At 51.5% G+C, this 16047-nt stretch carries 14 protein-coding genes; 4 read left to right on the top strand and 10 right to left on the bottom strand.

The genetic code is table 11. From position 1 onward, the window contains the following. Positions 1 to 107 precede the first annotated feature (107 nt). Both ACMGGR_RS07320 and ACMGGR_RS07315 read right to left on the bottom strand, forming a co-directional pair. Positions 108 to 1013 carry a LysR substrate-binding domain-containing protein gene (locus ACMGGR_RS07320; RefSeq protein WP_414148530.1) on the bottom strand — a complete coding sequence of 302 codons (906 nt, stop codon included), beginning with the start codon at positions 1011 to 1013 and terminating at the stop codon, positions 108 to 110. A 122-nt stretch (positions 1014 to 1135) separates the two neighbouring features. Further along, entirely contained in the window at positions 1136 to 2383 is a 1248-nt protein-coding gene (locus ACMGGR_RS07315; protein ID WP_414148529.1) for an MFS transporter, read from the bottom strand. A 739-nt stretch (positions 2384 to 3122) separates the two neighbouring features. Between ACMGGR_RS07315 and ACMGGR_RS07310 the strand changes: the two genes are divergently transcribed. The 3 genes from ACMGGR_RS07310 to ACMGGR_RS07300 all read left to right on the top strand — a co-directional run bounded on the left by ACMGGR_RS07310 (position 3123) and on the right by ACMGGR_RS07300 (position 6111). Then, a complete protein-coding gene (locus ACMGGR_RS07310) occupies positions 3123 to 3785 on the top strand; it encodes a TetR/AcrR family transcriptional regulator (protein ID WP_246757694.1) in 663 nt (220 codons plus the stop codon). Between the two features lie 122 nt (positions 3786 to 3907). After that, complete coding sequence (locus tag ACMGGR_RS07305; RefSeq protein WP_414148528.1) at positions 3908 to 5296, top strand: D-arabinono-1,4-lactone oxidase; 1389 nt, start codon at positions 3908 to 3910, stop codon at positions 5294 to 5296. After that, on the top strand, positions 5293 to 6111 hold the full coding sequence (locus ACMGGR_RS07300) for a glycosyltransferase family 8 protein (RefSeq protein ID WP_246757696.1): 819 nt from the start codon (positions 5293 to 5295) through the stop codon (positions 6109 to 6111). The genes ACMGGR_RS07305 and ACMGGR_RS07300 overlap by 4 nt, the downstream gene beginning before the upstream one ends. A gap of 46 nt (positions 6112 to 6157) precedes the next feature. Here the strand turns inward: ACMGGR_RS07300 and phnH are convergent, their stop codons facing one another. The 3 genes from phnH to ACMGGR_RS07285 form a co-directional block, all read right to left on the bottom strand. Next, the gene (gene phnH / locus ACMGGR_RS07295) at positions 6158 to 6715 is read right to left on the bottom strand and encodes a phosphonate C-P lyase system protein PhnH (RefSeq protein ID WP_246758064.1); all 558 of its coding nucleotides are present in this window, start codon (positions 6713 to 6715) and stop codon (positions 6158 to 6160) included. A gap of 128 nt (positions 6716 to 6843) precedes the next feature. Continuing rightward, positions 6844 to 7293, bottom strand: coding sequence for a lysozyme (locus ACMGGR_RS07290; RefSeq protein ID WP_414148527.1), 450 nt, complete (start codon positions 7291 to 7293; stop codon positions 6844 to 6846). A 397-nt stretch (positions 7294 to 7690) separates the two neighbouring features. After that, a complete protein-coding gene (locus ACMGGR_RS07285) occupies positions 7691 to 9595 on the bottom strand; it encodes a hypothetical protein (protein ID WP_414148526.1) in 1905 nt (634 codons plus the stop codon). A gap of 332 nt (positions 9596 to 9927) precedes the next feature. Here ACMGGR_RS07285 and ACMGGR_RS07280 point away from each other — a divergent pair, with 332 nt between their 5' ends. Then, on the top strand, positions 9928 to 10806 hold the full coding sequence (locus tag ACMGGR_RS07280; RefSeq protein WP_414148525.1) for a LysR family transcriptional regulator: 879 nt from the start codon (positions 9928 to 9930) through the stop codon (positions 10804 to 10806). A gap of 308 nt (positions 10807 to 11114) precedes the next feature. Here the strand turns inward: ACMGGR_RS07280 and ACMGGR_RS07275 are convergent, their stop codons facing one another. The 5 genes from ACMGGR_RS07275 to ACMGGR_RS07255 all read right to left on the bottom strand — a co-directional run bounded on the left by ACMGGR_RS07275 (position 11115) and on the right by ACMGGR_RS07255 (position 16047). After that, on the bottom strand, positions 11115 to 11618 hold the full coding sequence (locus tag ACMGGR_RS07275) for an Lrp/AsnC family transcriptional regulator (protein WP_246757700.1): 504 nt from the start codon (positions 11616 to 11618) through the stop codon (positions 11115 to 11117). Positions 11619 to 11738: 120 nt separating this feature from the next. Further along, positions 11739 to 13055, bottom strand: coding sequence for a 4-aminobutyrate--2-oxoglutarate transaminase (gene gabT / locus ACMGGR_RS07270; RefSeq protein ID WP_414148524.1), 1317 nt, complete (start codon positions 13053 to 13055; stop codon positions 11739 to 11741). Positions 13056 to 13166: 111 nt separating this feature from the next. After that, positions 13167 to 14294: a M20 aminoacylase family protein gene (locus ACMGGR_RS07265; RefSeq protein ID WP_414148523.1), complete on the bottom strand. Its 1128-nt coding sequence runs from the start codon at positions 14292 to 14294 to the stop codon at positions 13167 to 13169. Further along, positions 14294 to 15217, bottom strand: coding sequence for a 2-hydroxyacid dehydrogenase (locus tag ACMGGR_RS07260; protein ID WP_414148522.1), 924 nt, complete (start codon positions 15215 to 15217; stop codon positions 14294 to 14296). Before ACMGGR_RS07260 ends, ACMGGR_RS07265 begins: the two co-directional genes overlap by 1 nt. Further along, positions 15214 to 16047 (bottom strand): GNAT family N-acetyltransferase, encoded by an 834-nt coding sequence (locus ACMGGR_RS07255; RefSeq protein WP_414148922.1) that lies wholly within the window; start codon positions 16045 to 16047, stop codon positions 15214 to 15216. Before ACMGGR_RS07255 ends, ACMGGR_RS07260 begins: the two co-directional genes overlap by 4 nt.

The following is a 16047-nucleotide window of genomic DNA, read 5'->3' as shown; positions in this document are numbered from 1 at the left end:
TCGGCTTAGCGCTTAACGGCTACGTTAAAGCAACAGGCGTGCTGTAAAAATGCTGGCTTCAGCCAACACAGATAAAGGCTTCCCTCACCTTTCAGGCTTATCCATACTCAGGCCGTGCCGATTAGCCCTTCTTTAAAATGCTGCAACAGAAAATCGACATACAGACGAATTTTAGGAAGCTGCTGGCGATCGGCAAAAGTCAGAATATGAACCGGCTTAGTCGGTGGTTGCCACTCTGGCAGCAAGGCAACCAGCCTGCCCTGCTGCAAATCTTCCGCCAGCAGCACCTCCGGCTGCATCAGGATCCCAAGACCATTTAATGCCGCATTGCGCAACGCCTCGCCGTTATTGACCGCCATCACCACATTTACCGCCACCTTAAGTAGTTTACCGTCGCGCTCCAGCAGCCACTCGCTGCCTGCCACAGGATGGGCAAAGCCAAGGCAGCGGTGAGCGCTAAGCTGTTCGGGGATGAGCGGCGTTCCGGCTTGTGCAAGATAGGCCGGGCTGGCGCAAATAACCGAGCGATAGGGTGATAAAGATCGAGCAACCAGCGAGTTAACATGCTCCAGCTCGCCAATTTTTATCATCACGTCTACGCCTTCTTCCGCCATATCCACTGGCCTGTCGCTCAGCACCATATCCAGCGTTACTTCAGGCCAGGCCGTCAGAAACAGCGCGCTAACCCTTGAGAGTGCATGCACACCAAACGAAACCGGACAAAGCACTTTCAGGCGGCCACGCGGATTCTGATGCAGCGTAAGCGCGACGGATTCCGCTTCTTCAATATCGGCAAGGATCTGCCGACAGCGCTGATAATAAGCCTGACCAAAATCGGTCAGGCTCTGGCGACGCGTGGTGCGATTTAACAGGCGAGTACCAAGATGCTGCTCCAGCGCTTTGATATGTAAGCCAACCATCGTACCGCTGAGCCGCATTTCCTCCGCAACGGCGTTAAAACTGCCGCGCTCCACCACGCGTACAAATACCGTCATACTTTCCAGTTTGTTCACAATTGCAAAGTTATCCTTGTGAAAGAGTCAATAATAACGCTGTTTATCAATAAAAACGGACAAATTTCCTCTGGTCTGGCACCCGTAATCAGTGCTGGCGTTACTTATTCATGGCTGTTTCTTTATGCTTCACGCACGTTATTGCGCTTGCTGGTGCCTGGCCGAATAACAAACAATAGCCAGCTTGCCAGCAGTAATAATCCCCCACCCACCACCGTAACTTTCACATTTGTTGCGTCAAGAGATCCGCCAACCAGCATCACTAATAGCGTAGCCAGCGCCTGAATTGAACTCACTGAGCCCATGATCTCGCCCTGCTTATTTTCTGGTACAAGGCTGGAGAGGCCGCTAATTAAACCGGTGAGCGCAAATCCGATGGAAGTAACAAAAAGCGTAATTAAAATATGTAACAGAACCAGACTCTGGACAGCTACAATCGCCAGGACAGCAAACGCAGTAATAATCAGTGAGTAACGTACCATGCTGTTCGGCTTTGCTTTCTTTGCAACATTCCTCACCACAATATACTGGAATAAAGCATAGGTTGCGCCCATCGAAGCGAGAAAACTACCAGTCTGGAACGAATTAAAATGATAAATATCTAACAGATAGGCTGGTAAAAATGCTTCAAATAACACCCACCCGGCAACAAAAATGGTCCAGATAATAAAAGGCCCTTTCAAATCTCCATGGCTGTATGCTTTTGCTATCTGCGACAAGCCAGAAAAGATATTTAATTTTTCCTGCGTATGCTTTTTCAGCGTATCCGGATAAGCGACCAGCGTATAAATAAAGAGCAAACTAAAGATAACGGCCATAACGGCGAAAGGGGTAATATAACCGCTGTATTGCGCTACCCGAAATGTGGTTAGCCACCCTCCCGCAGGTGGCCCAACGACCCAAGCTAATCCCAGAGCTGTCTGGATCATCGACAGGTTTTTTGTTTTGTTACCCGGCGTGCTGATATCCGCCATACTGGCCTGCGCAATAGCCACGTTTCCCGCCATCATGCCCGCCGCCAGGCGACCGATCAGCAGCATCATGGCATCTGCACAAAAGATGGCATAAGCGCTGGTAGCAAAAGCGAGCGCGGTTCCCGCCACGGTAATCAGCATAATTTTCCTACGGCCATAAATATCCGATAGCTTGCCCAATAGCGAAGCGCCAAAAAACTGCCCAAGGGGGTAAGTGCCCAGAAAAATACCCAGCATCGCTATTTTTTGCTGAGGCTGCCAGTCCGCAGGAAAAAGTGATACCGCGTTCGAAATAATAATATGCGGAAATATGGCTACTACCATTCCCATACCGATAAAATCTAATAACGCAACTATAACCAGATACCAGCAGATAGCGCCTGCATTTTTTCTCATTCTTACATCCTTGATTTAAGGTTTTCTCAGAAAATAAAATAATTATGCACTGGTGCGGACAACAGCAGACAGGCTGTTGTCATTTACTTATTGCTTGCACAATATTAAGCCGCTTTATAACCTATATATTTATATTTCCTGTACAGGAAAGAGATAATTCAATGCGTTTTATTATGCCTTTCAGCGCTGTATTAGTAATTCAGGAAAATATGGCCGTCAATAATTTCACATGAAAACATAACCAGAAGTAACCAACAGCAATAATGCTGAGAGTCAATTAAATGCGAGAGTAAAACGATATTAAGTAAAAACGTGTGTTAAATGAAACTAAAAAATTCAAAAGGTATCAAAATAAATCATTTTATCTATTCACAGCTTTATATTTACAAGCAGGCGTTGCCGCACTGGCAAGCGTAACTTGATAAAGAACCACCAGCCAACATCAGCAAAAAACATTATTAAATAAGCCTTTGTTTTATTTCTTAAATTTCTTAGGGTGCTGCGAAAATGGTTTCCATAAGTAACAGGGAGAAACAAAGAGTTTATAGCATCCTGATTTATAACCTCGGATCGACGCACCGCTTCCCGACAGGCAAAGGTAAACGGACCTGCCGTGATGCTTTGTAAGCCAGATCCACTTCTTGTCCCTGAAAAGGTTGCCGGAAATCGCCTCAGGATTTTTATGGTATCCTTGCGGCTTCAGCCGTAAGGCTCTGGATTATGGATTGACTGATTTGCTATGCCCGCTATCGCCAAACGAAAAAACGATCCTGAAGGACTAAAAAAGCGCATTCTTGCCGGTGCACTGGCTACTTTTGCCGAGTTCGGCCTGCAGGGTGCGCGTATGGAACAGATTGCTGACCATGCCGACACCACCAAGCGGATGGTGGTTTACCATTTCGGCAATAAAGAGAACCTTTATATGGCCGTGCTGGAGCAGGTTTACCAGGCTATTCGCCAGCACGAAACCGGGCTAAACCTGTCCGAGCTGCCGCCGCGGCTGGCAATGCAGAAACTGGCTGAGGCTAGCTTTGACTATCACCTTTCCCATCCTGATTTTATGCGTCTGGTCTGTAGCGAAAATCTGATGCGCGGCCGCTATATCAGCCAGTCGGCACGGATTAAAGCACTAAACCAGAGCGCGCTCGACGTGCTGGAAGAGATTCTGTCGCGCGGCAAAGCCGCTGGTGTCTTTACCGCTCAGGCCGATACGATTGACGTGCATCGCCTGATCAGCAGCATCTGCACGCATAACGTTTCTAACCGCTACACCTTTAACACCCTGTTTGGCGGTGATGAAAGCGAGCAGCAAAGTATTGCCCGTAACCGCCAGCTGGTCGTCGACGCCACGCTGCGCTATTTGTGCCCTGAAGCAGTGCAATCTTGTACAATTAACAAATAAGTTGTACAACTTTTTTAGGGTAACAGCTATTGTTCCAGGGCGATTCAGCTACGCTTATTAAGGTTAATCGCTGAAGAACCCCCGCATTCACTTACTGACAGGCCTTATGCCAGGAGCTGCCAATGGCACGCCATAATCCCGGTTATCCACGCCGTAAGCCGGACATTGAAGAAGGCAAAATAGTGAACTGGGCGCAAAACGCCACGCTGGCGGACAGCCGTGCCGTTAGCGCCCCCCAAACAGAAGAAGAACTCTGCCGTCTCGTCGCTGCCAGCACGGGAAAAATCCGCGTGATGGGCAGCAAAATGTCGCCGGGCCGCATGCTTAAGCTGACGGCAGAGGGCGACACGTTGTTAGACCTTCGTCATCTGCGCGGCCTGATCGCAATGGACGATAACAGTGCGACCTTTGGCGGCAGTACGCCGATGCACGAAATCTATGAAATCCTGACTGCCGAAGGCAAAATGCTGCCCTCTTCGCCCGGCGTTATCGCCTCGCAGACGCTGGCGGGCGCACTGGCCACCGGTACGCACGGTCAGGGACTGCAGCAAAGCTCTATCGCCGATGAGGCGCTGAGCATCCGCATGGTGCTGGCAGATGGCTCGGTGATGAACTTTGACCGTAGCCATCCCGATTTTCATGCCGTCCAGTTAGGTATGGGCGTGCTGGGTATCGTTACCCAGGTCACGCTGCGCACTACTGCATCGCTGATTTATACCTGTTTTAAAAACGCGGTCAGCGGCGATACGCTGGAGCAAGACCTGCTGGACTGGAACCATAATTATGCGCTGAGCAAAGCCTGGTGGTTCCCCAATGAAAACCAGGTGCACGTCTGGGCCGCGCGCGAAGCCAATAGCGAAGAAATCGCGCAGTACCAGGCGAATAACCATGACCTGGTGAAGCAGGAAGAGACCAGCGATGCGATGAATGAAACCATCGAGCAAACGCTGGAGCATATGCGCAGCGATACCAAAATCGTTGACGAAAACGGTAAGCCTTTCCGCACCGTGACGCGCTTTAAAGATTTTTCGGACGTTACCGGCGACGTTTATCAGGTTTTTTGTCGCGGTATCGCCACGCCGCAGATCAACGTCGAGATCGGCATTCCGCTGGCACGGGCGGGTGAGGTCATTCGCAAGATCAAAGACTGGCATAGCGAAACGCAGCCGCATATGCACTACCCGATTATTCTGCGCTGTACCGGGCCTTCTGAGAGCTGGCTCAGCCCCTCATATGGCGCGGATACCTGCTTCTTTGGGTTTGTGGTTTATTACGCCGAAGACGGTTCGCTTTCTGAAGAAGGCGTAAGCTTCTTACAGGCGGTTGAAAAGATTTTAGCGGCCGAAGGCGGTCGACCACACTGGGGCAAATATTTTGACGAGGCGCTCTATAACTGGCCGGAAATTTATCCGCAGTGGCAGGCCTTCCGTCAGGCGCGTGAAATCCTTGATCCACAGCAGAAATTTACTAATGCGTTTACCGCAGAACTTTTTGAAGGAGAAGGCCAATGATGGCATGGGCAACCCTGTTAACGCAGCCAGGCTACCTGGCAGGCGTCAGGGCGCTAAACAGATCGCTTAAGAAAAGCGGCAGCCGCTATCCGCTGGTGGTAATGGCCACGGAAAATATCGACGCGCACGCCAGGGAAGTTCTGGAGAAAGAAGGCTGTCTGGTGCGCGAAGTGCAGCCGGTCAGCCCCGACAGCAACCTGCAACAGCACTACGCCAACGCGCGTTTTTCCGAAGTCTGGACCAAGCTGGCGGTCTGGCAGCTTACCGAGTTTGAGCGCATTGTATTTCTGGATGCCGATATGCTGGTGGTACAGAATATGGATGAGCTGTTCGGGATGCCGCTGGCTGAAGATCAGATCGCCGCCTGCCACGCCTGCCGCTGCAATCCAAATAAAATTGCCAGCTATCCAAAAAGCTGGACGCCGGAAAACTGTTTCTACAGCTACTGTCGCGGCCTGGAGCATACCGAACAGCCGGATGAAGTGGATAACTACCTGAACGGCGGCTTCCTGGTACTGCGACCGGATCGGGCGGTTTATGCGGATATGCTGCAAAAGCTGGCGGCGTTAAACGATCTGTCACGCTATCTGTTTGCCGAGCAGGATTTCCTGAACGACTACTTTCACCAGCGCTGGCAGCCGCTGCCCTATATCTATAACGCGCTGAAAACGCTGCCGTTCCAGCACGCTGCCATGTGGCATCTTTCTGAGGTGAAAAATATTCACTACATTATTGATAAGCCCTGGGAGAAGCAGCCCGACCCCGCTGACCGCTATTACGAGCTCAATAAAATGTGGTGGGATGTTGCTGAGTAACGCTTTAACCGGGTGAGGTTCCTCGCCCGTTGCCTTTCTCAATCGTTCAGCACACTACTACGTTGGTGGTGTGCGGTAGCGCCATCATCCGATCGCCGCAGGTGAAAATCAGATCTATCGGCTGTAAAGAGCTGTGCGCGCGCTCGCGAAGATAGCGTAAAACAGCGCTCGGCAAGCGCGGCGCAATGGCTCGTGGTTCGCGCAGTTCCGGGCCGCTAAGGCGTAACGTTAATCCACCGCTAAGCGCAGGCACTTCAATAACGACGGTGGTGCGGCTGTCATCGGGGGCAAACTGTTCAATGGCCATGTCGAAAGCGCCATGCAGCAGTGCCACCGGGGTAGCCATGTCCGCCGTCATGTTAGCGCCATAGCGCTGCAAATCTGCCAGCATGGCTTCGTCACTGAGCGAGCTGTCCAGCCAGAAAGGCGTTTTTCTGTCCACCAGCGTCATCAGCACCGCCGTTGCCGCTGGCGAAGCGTTGCCCCACGCGGGCAGCTGTGGCAGAGCAACTTTGCTGCCGGGTTCGCTGATGGCTTTTAAAATCAGGCGAAAAGCGCGCTGTGAATCACCAAACGCGTGGCTAAAACTGGCAACCAGAGTCATCATATTTTCCTTAAGAAACAAAAACCGCACGGGTCGCGGCTAATAATTAATTTAGCTTGCCGAAAGAGTATGACAACATTGTGAAAAGCGCATGGCGAAACAGTAAATTTATAACGCGAAAATGAATTTTAAGCTTTATCCGGTGTTAAAAACAGCTGGCGTTCACGCTGTCTGCGCGGCAGCAGCAGGTCAACCAGCCTGCCCGCCTTTTTCCATAACAGAAAAGCATCAGCAGCTTCCTTATAGGCTTTGTCATTGAGCTTCTTTTTAACAGTGGAATGGGCAAATGCCGAGACGCCAATATTAAAAATCAGGCTACACAATGCGTCATACTGATTTTGCGTCAGAGGAACGCTAACGTGCTGTGCAATAGCCTTTTCGACCGTAGCCAGATCGCTGCGCAGCAGCTCGCTGGACTGTGCTTCGCTGATAGCCATGCCCTGGCACACGGCGGCTCCCTCTACGCAACCAGTATGGCCTACCCCAATAGTCGGTATCCCTACTGAATCCAGGTAGCCCGTTAGTTTTTCACCCTCTTCATTTTTAATAAAGCGAATGCCGCTGTCGCTGATAATCATATCTTCCTCTTTTTAAAGTTAATTGTTATCCTGGCAGAAAGTAACCGCAGATATTTCCCATGTCGCTACAAAAATAATAAAAGCTAAACGTATTAAAATTCAGCAGACTACCAAATAGCGATTAACTCTGCCGTACCACCCTGCTTTTTATTTTAATTAACGCGATAACACTACTCAAACCCAATAATTAAATCACAGCATGCAATAAATACCATCTTGCTGCTCCATATAATTTAAAATATCAAGCAGCGCTATTGATGCAGGAAAAATACCATTAGCTGCTTAAAGCTTCCCCACTAAAATATCCGGCAAAAAAAAAGCCATCGAGAATTTAGTCGATGGCTAAATTAAATGCTAATTAAACACTTTTTAAATAGAAAACAACAATTCGTAATGGTTAACCAGTAATTGGCTTCAGCTCAATCGCATAAGCCTGGCCGTTAACCATAACGCGCAGACACTCTTTAGTCGCGCCTACCGCACTGGTGCTCACTAAGCGGCCACGCATCAGCAGATCGTTATTGCTGTTATAGCCATAGCCAACCCGCTCAGAGCCTTCCCAGTGCTGCAAAAACGCGGTATCCGGCAGTGCGTCCAGCGCGGTGGCCTCATCGCCGGTTATCTGCGTGTAAGATTTAACGAAGCGGAAATGCACGCCGCGCGTGAAGCGGTCAAAGCAGTTGGTCGTCAACAGCGCAATACAGAAACCGGTATATTTGGCCAGCTTGACGTAAACTTCCGCCGTGTTGGTTGCCGTCTGCTTCAGCACAACGCGGGTAATGGGACAGGAGCCTTCAGCCGCCCATGAGGTAACCAGGTTGCCGTTAACGTTCTGGATAGAAATTTTTGCTTCACCTTCTGGCGTACGGGTCGAGTAGTCAGTCTGGGTTGAGGTTACGTTCAGCGTTTGCGAAGAGCCAATAATCTGCATTCGCAGCACGGTCGACCATTCCGGCACTTCAACTACGCCCACTTTGTACCAGGTTTCGCGGTCGGCACGGTTATCCATCCGTTCCGGTGCGGTAACATATTGATAGTTAAGCGAACCCTCAATTTTAACACCGTGATTTTCAAGGAAAAGCTGGCCATCTTCATAAGCAGAGAGCCAGCGCTCGCCAGAAGCAGTACGATCCAGACCGTGCGTGCCATGCACGTTCAGCTGCGTAGAAACAATACGTGAATGGTAGCATTTCAACGGGCTGCCGTTATTTTCAAGACTTAACCCGGTGATAGTCCACTGGCCGTTAGAGATATCGCCAGGGAATTCGGTATGTTCAATCCAGCCGTTGTGAATAAAGCACTGCGTGGCGCGCGGCAGATCGAGCATCGGCGCTTTACTGCCGTACTGCACGTTAAAGTTGCTTAGCTCAATAGCGGTAAGGTGATCCCACGCGCCTTCCGTGCGGCCTGACCAGCGGCCGTAAATCACGGTTTCACTACATTGACCGGCATACCACTGGTCGATTTTACAATCCAGCGTGTCGATCAGATCCAGTGCCCGTCCACCCAGGTTCATAAAATGCATCGCGGTGACGCGTAAAAACTGGCCGCCATCAATGATGTTCTTAAAGAAGCCTTTGGTTTTAGTGTTGTCCTGACCGTTGACGATAAGGCCGCTGATATAGGTCCAGCGAGCCTTCACGGTAAACATCACCTCGCCGTTTTTCTGGTCGGAAAAGAGACGGGTAACCGGGAAATAACCGAAGTTAACGTGCGCGCCGCTAAGACGGAAACGGCTGACCTCAGTAGCGGAAATATCAAATTTAGAGAGAAAGAAGTTACCGGACGGGAAACGAATACCGACATTTTCATGCGGGCGGGTATTGGTGGCTTTATCCAGAATGCGGGTCCAGTTCCACATGCGGGTAACCGCGGTCAAACAGTCGGTTTTTCCATCCGGGATGGCACCAAAGTCAACCACCGTCACGCCAGATTTATCGGTAATATAGCGTTTCCAGCGGGCGCCGCCGGCCGTCACAATAGTCAGGCCAAAATCTTCTGCCGTGGTTTTATCATTCAGATCGCAAATAAAGAAGCCGCCGCCATGGCCTGTGCCTGCGCTATAAGAGAGAACGACTACCACTTCGCCGTGCACATTGGGTTCCAGCGCGCGTAATTCATCAATTGACTGAACGGTGGCAAAGCTTCCCCCACTTGTTTCACCCGCGGCGGAATATATTATTTTATCGAAATCAATACTTTTACCGTTTTTATCAACAACGTTTAGATTTTTGGTTACTTCATTTAACTTAAGCTGATGACTTGTTAAATCTTCCTGGCCATTGTCATTAGAACCGCTCATTTAAATCCTCTTAATTAATTTTATATTATGTGATGTTTTCATTTTTTGAATAGGTGCAAACTTGATTTTACAAATATGCAATATTTTTACTGGAAAACGCCGCGTTAACGCTATTTTTCACTGGCTATTTTCGGTTGGGCAGAATAATAACTGTGGGTAGAGCTGACAATTTTAAAAATTAAGGCTTACACGCAAAAAATAGCATCTCAATGATAAGACAAATAAAAAGCCCTTTTTTTCGTCAATCCCCCTTATCCAGACCTTTCGTAAGTATGCTATATTTTTCATAAATTTACGTTAAGTTAACAGTTGTTAAACGCTCTGGAGGTTTTATGTTTCTGTCGTCAAACTTAAAATGCTTTATTGTTTTAGCGAAAGAAAAGTCTTTAAAAAAGGCTTCTGAGATACTCTTTGTCACCTCTTCGCCAATTTCCCGTCGCATAAAAATATTAGAAGATGAATTAGGGTTTAAACTTTTTTCCCGTACCGACCATGATTTCACCCTGACCAAAAAAGGTCTTGAGCTTTATGAAAAGGTCATGCCTTACTACAATAAAATGTCAGAACTGGAAGATTATTTTTCACAAAGAAGAACCAATCTCAATATTCGCCGGGGATTAATGATAGGCGTAGAAAATTTAAATCCCTTTTTGTTTAACCTGCTGGTAAAAACCAGAAAAAAAACCGAAAGCGTCTCCTATTGCTCATGTCATACCAGCAACTCTGTTGAATCACTGTTGTCCGGCGAAATTCACGGTATTATTTCTCATCGAGAAATCAGTGATAACGGTATTTTGTCGATGAATTTTTTCAGCGAGGCCGCCTGCTATCTCTATTCAAAAAAAATTTCGGATTATAATTTATGCGAAATGAAAAACGTGCCGGTTATCATTCCAAACAATGGCTTTTATGAGCACTACGTCAAAAATGCGCACGCAAAAATACTTACCGTCTGCCCTACCGCGCAGGTTATTATTGTGGACGATATAGCGGACTATTTATCCCTGATAGACAATGGCGAAGCTGTTGGACTTATCAGCGAATCCATGGTCGATTTTTATAAAAATAAGTTCGATTTTTTCAATAGCTTAAGTTATAAAGTTGACTCTCTGTTCCCGGAACTTAAGACCTATATCTATTATTTAAAAGAGCGTGAAGTCTCTTTAAAATATGCGCTGGAAACGGTTGACGAAGTTAAAGCCATTGCGTAAAGCCAGGGGACAGGATGTCCGGTTTTATCCTCGCTCGCTGATGTTTACTTCTTTAGCAAGACGCTTTGCGTCATCTGAAAAATCCAGGCTACACACGCAGGCGCAAGGGAAACATCCTGCCATCGCTTCAGGATTTTTAATCATTCTATCCACTCTGAAGCCCCGTATACAGACCAGAGAAGACGTAATTAGCACCAGCTATAATAGATGTAGGGGGCAGTACAATTAAGGGAAAGTGCAATAAAAGCAGGGTAACCTTAAGCGGGAAGTATCTCCGACAACCCTTTACAGGCTGCCAGAGCATAAGTTCAAAGCTCGACTGTCTGGCGGGAAATAAGCGAACGCAGCGGGACGCTACTTTTAATAACGGGGGATTTTATCACTATATAACTGAAGTATTTATCGATACCCACCTTAGCATCCAGTACGCCTTCAATCACTTCCTGATAATGCTCAATACTGCGGGTGATAAAACGCAGCAGATAATCATACCCGCCGGTGATCAGGTGACACTCCATCAGTTCATCTACTTCACGAATAGCATTTTCAAAACGCATAAAGTCTTCACGACGGTGGCCTGACAGCGTGACCTCAGTAAAGACGGTCACTGAATCGGTTATTTTAGGTAAATTAACATGTGCTTCATAACCGGTGATAAAACCCGCGGTTTCCAGACGTTTTACGCGTTGCAGGCAAGGGCTGGGAGAAAGCCCAACGGCATCGGCAAGGTTCACATTGCTGATACGACCATCCTTTTGTAGCTGTACCAGAATGTTGATGTCGATGCGGTCCAGTTTCATTAAGCCGTTCATAACACCCCTCATTGCTACCAGTTTGTCAGTAAGATGGGTATAGCATGCTTCCTGCTGGCTACGCCAGCGCCCTGCTATACCGTTATCTTACTATGCCAGTAACCGCAACAAGAAGGCCGCCTAGCCAAGCCTGCCGGTCGCGCGCGCCAGCGCGATATCCACAATATGCAGCGCTTCTTCCAGCTGGGAGTCGGTGGTCACCAGAGGTGGCAGAAAACGAATGGTATTACGCTGTACGCCGCATTTAATCAGCAGCACGCCTTCCTGACAGGCCGTATCAAGGATTTTTTGCGTCAGCGCGGCATCCGGCTTGCCCGTATCAATATCGATAATTTCTACCGCGCGCATAAAGCCAATGCCGCGCACGTCGCCGATACAGGCATATTTTTCCGCCAGCTGCACCAGCCGCGCGTGAAGCTGTTCGCCAAGCTGGTTAGCCCGCGCCAGAAGATTTTCCTGTTCAAAGATTTCCAGTACTGCCAGTGCAGCCGCGCAGGCCAGCGCGTTGCCGCCGTAGGTGCCGCCAAGCCCGCCAGGCAGCGGTGCATCCATAATATGCGCTTTGCCGGTCACGCCGGAAATCGGCAGGCCGCCGCCCAGGCTCTTGGCAACGGTAACCAGATCGGGCTGTACGCCGCTGTGCTGGAAGCCAAACATTTTGCCGGTGCGGCCAAAGCCGGTCTGCACTTCATCACAAATCAGCAGGATGCCGTGACGCTCGGTAATGTCGCGCAGCGCCTGCATAAATGTTGGCGTTGCGGGCAGAAAGCCGCCGTCACCTTGCACCGGCTCAATAATTATCGCCGCGACGCGTTCCGGCATAATTTGCACGGCAAATAGCGTGTCCAGCGCCTTCAGGCAGTCCTGTTCGCTGATTTGATGATACGCATTCGGAAACGGCACGCGATAAATGTCGCCGGGGAAAGGCCCAAAATTCTGCTTATAGGGCTGACTCATTCCTGTTAGCGTACAGCCCAGCAGCGTGCGTCCATGAAACGCGCCGTCAAAGGCGATGATGCCCGGACGGTTGGTATGGGCGCGGGCAATTTTTACCGCATTTTCTACCGCTTCTGCGCCGCTGGTAAAAAAGACGCTTTTATATTTTTCGCCCTCGCCGACCAGCTGGTTAAGCCGGGTAGCCAGTTCGATATAGCCAGGATAAGCGGCCACCTGAAAACAGGCGTGCGTAATCTGCTGTAGCTGTCTGGTGACCGCAGCCACCACGGCCGGATGATTATGGCCAACGTTCAGCACGCCAATCCCCGCCACGAAATCCAGATAGCGGTTGCCTTCCACATCCCAGACCTCCGCGCCCTTTCCTTTGGCAATCACCAGCGGATGCGCCGTCACCACGCCGCGCGGCACCTGCTCTTCGCGCGCGTCCAACAATAAGACGTTATCGGTAATGGCAGATTCTTCAATAAGCAAATTGTGCATCTCTTTTCCTCATGGCCTGAAAGCTAAAGTATCGCAACCGGCCGCCTGCCGCGGCTGCCGTATTGGCGACGGCGGCGGCATTCGCTGTTGAAAAGCGGGTGAAATGACGAATTAAATTTTTAGCGGCAGGGCTGCCCTGACAATTTCGCACAGCCAGCCCACGCCGTAAGGAATAACCGCATCGTTAAAGTCGTAGGCGGAGTGGTGAAGCGGGTAGCTTTCTGCCGACCCCAGCCACAGATAGGCGCCTGGCAAAGCCGCCAGCATAAAAGAGAAGTCTTCTGAGGTAAGCGCCGGATGAGCCGCCACTGAGGCACTGAGCCCGGCCTGTTGCGCCGCATGCAGCGCCAGCTCTGCTTCGGGAGCGCTGTTAACGGTAGCAGGATAGTAGCGCCGGTAGTGGATGTCCGCCGTCAGGCCATGGGCGGCGGTAATATGCGTGGTTATCTCACGCAGACGCTTTTCCATGATGTCCTGTACCGTCGGGCTAAAGGTACGGACGGTGCCGGTGATGCTGGCTTCTGCCGGGATCATATTGTGGGAAAAGCCGCCCTGAATACGCGTCACCGTTAACAGCGCGGATTCACAGGGAGCGATGGCGCGAGCAACGATGGTATTCAGCTGCACCACCAGCTCGCTGGTCGCCAGCAGGGTATCCGCCGCAAGATGGGGCTGCGCGGCATGTCCCCCGCCGCCTTTCACGGTGATATCAAAACGGTCGGCGGCGGCCATAATCGCGCCGGGCCGGGTTTGCGCGCTACCCAGCGGCAGCTCCGGCCAGTTATGTAACGCATATACTGCCTCACAGGGAAAACGCCGGAACAGGCCATCGTCAATCATCGCCTGCGCGCCGGCCAGCCCTTCTTCCGCAGGCTGAAAGATAAAAATGACCGTCCCGTCAAAGTCTTTTGCCTGAGCCAGCGCCCGTGCCGCGCCCAGCAGCATGACGGTATGGCCATCGTGGCCGCAGGCATGGCAACAGCCCTGATGCTGGCTCTTCCACGGCTGCAGGCCTGCATCCTCCATGGGCAGCGCGTCCATATCGGCACGCAGGCCAACAGTTTTTTCGCCCGTACCGCGCCGCAGCACGCCGACTACGCCTGTTTTGCCAATGCCGCGATGAACCTCAATATCCAGCGCGGCCAGAAAGTCCGCCACGATGCCTGCCGTTCGGTGTTCGGCAAAACCCAGTTCAGGATGCGCGTGCAGATCGCGCCGCAGCGCGATTAAATCGTCCATCAGTATCCTCGCTCTCGCTCAATTAGCCCGTGCATCGGCTCGCCCCGTTCGAAACGGCGGATGTTTTCCAGCAGCGCCGTTAATGCGCTTTCCGGCTGCGCCTGGCTGGCAATATGCGGCGTTAGCCAGATGGCCGGGTGGTGCCAGAAAGGATGGTCGCCCGGCAGCGGCTCTGGTGAAGTCACGTCAACCACCGCCGCAGCAAGCTGTCCACTCTCCAGCGCATCCAGCAAATGTTGATGATTAAGCTGTTTGCCCCGGCCAACCTGCACCAGCGAAGCACCCGGCGGCAGCTGGCTGAACAGGTCGGCATTCAGGATGCCCTCGGTCGCCGTGGTTAACGGCAGCAGGCAGATCAGAATATCGCTGCGCGCCAGAAAAGCGTTGAGCTGCTCCGTGCCGACAAAGCTGGTAACGCCTGCAATCTGTTTTGGCGTACGGCTCCAGCCCGCGCAGTCAAAGCCCAGCGCCAGCAGCGGTTGCAGTACCGCTTCGCCCAGCGTGCCGACGCCCATCACGCCAATACGCCGCCGCGCGGCTGGCAGTGATGAATGATCCAGCCACTGTTTTTCGCGCTGCTGGCGGAAATAGCGCGGCATCTCGCGGTGCAAACCCAGCACGGCAAAGGTGACGTATTCCACCATCCCCTGGGTGAGGCCTGGCTCAATCATGCGCACTACCGGCAAATCCGGCGGCAACGCGGCATAATCGAACTGCTCGGCGCCCGCGCCAACCGAAAACAGCACTTTCAGCGAGGTATAAGGCCGGAGATCTTCCGGCGGCTGCCACACAACCAGATACTCAACCTCTGCCGGGTCGCCATCGTCAGGCCACTGGCGAAAGTGTGCCTCCGGTGCCCTCTCCGCCAGTAATTCTGCCCAGATGCGCCCTCGTTCGGGTTCTGACTTATAGAGAATATTCATGCCAGCGCCTGGCTCATTAAGCCAAACGCCAGCACGCCCTGCGGCTGCCAGGGTTGCCCTTTATACATGATGGCGGAGGCATCAACCTCCGCTAAGCCCAGCGAGGTCAGCCAGGCCGCCAGGCCGTAGGCGCTATCGGTATCAATACGCACAAACTCCCCCTCCAGCCCCTGTAATAATTCGCTGACCAGAACTTTTGCCTGAGCGACATCGCGACAAACGATCGGCCCGATAACATAGCCGTGGCCGGAGCGGCGTAAACCGGCAAAACCACTTATGCTGCCCTGCTCTTCCAGCACGAGCAGACGTCGGGCATTGGCATACAGGTTATCAAGCAGTAAAGGCCGCCGCATGCCGTGCGCTTTGCTTTCCAGTTCGCTAAGCCGTGCCAGATCTTCCTGCTGCGCTGGCCGCAGCCTTTGCGAGGCGGCAGGCGCAATACGTTCAACCGCCGCCAGCGCTCGGCATTGATGCTGCACCAGCAGCCCGCTGGTGGCAAAACCCAGTTTTTCATACAGTCCTTTGCCTTTAACCGTTGCGTGCAGGCGAAGCTGATGCCCTTCCAGCTTTGCCAGCGCGGCCTGCATTAACGCTTTGCCAAAGCCTTTTCCCTGCGCTTTATCAGCCACTATTACCAGGCCGATGGTCGCGTAGTCGCCCCAGCGCCAGTAAAGCGTGGTGCCCAGCAGCTCGCCGTTTTCAACCAGCGCCAGCCCTTCGCCCAGCGCCAGCGCCTGCTGCCAGTCTTCACGGCGATGCGGCCAGCCAAGCGCCTGCGTCAGCGCCACGGCCTCATCGAGATAGTGCTCGCTCATGGTGGTAATCGTCAT

This window comes from Erwinia sp. BNK-24-b, assembly GCF_047456155.1.
Classification (GTDB): domain Bacteria; phylum Pseudomonadota; class Gammaproteobacteria; order Enterobacterales; family Enterobacteriaceae; genus Erwinia; species Erwinia phyllosphaerae.
Note: the sequence above shows the minus strand (reverse complement) of the source record. Positions and strands in the feature narration are given on the sequence as shown.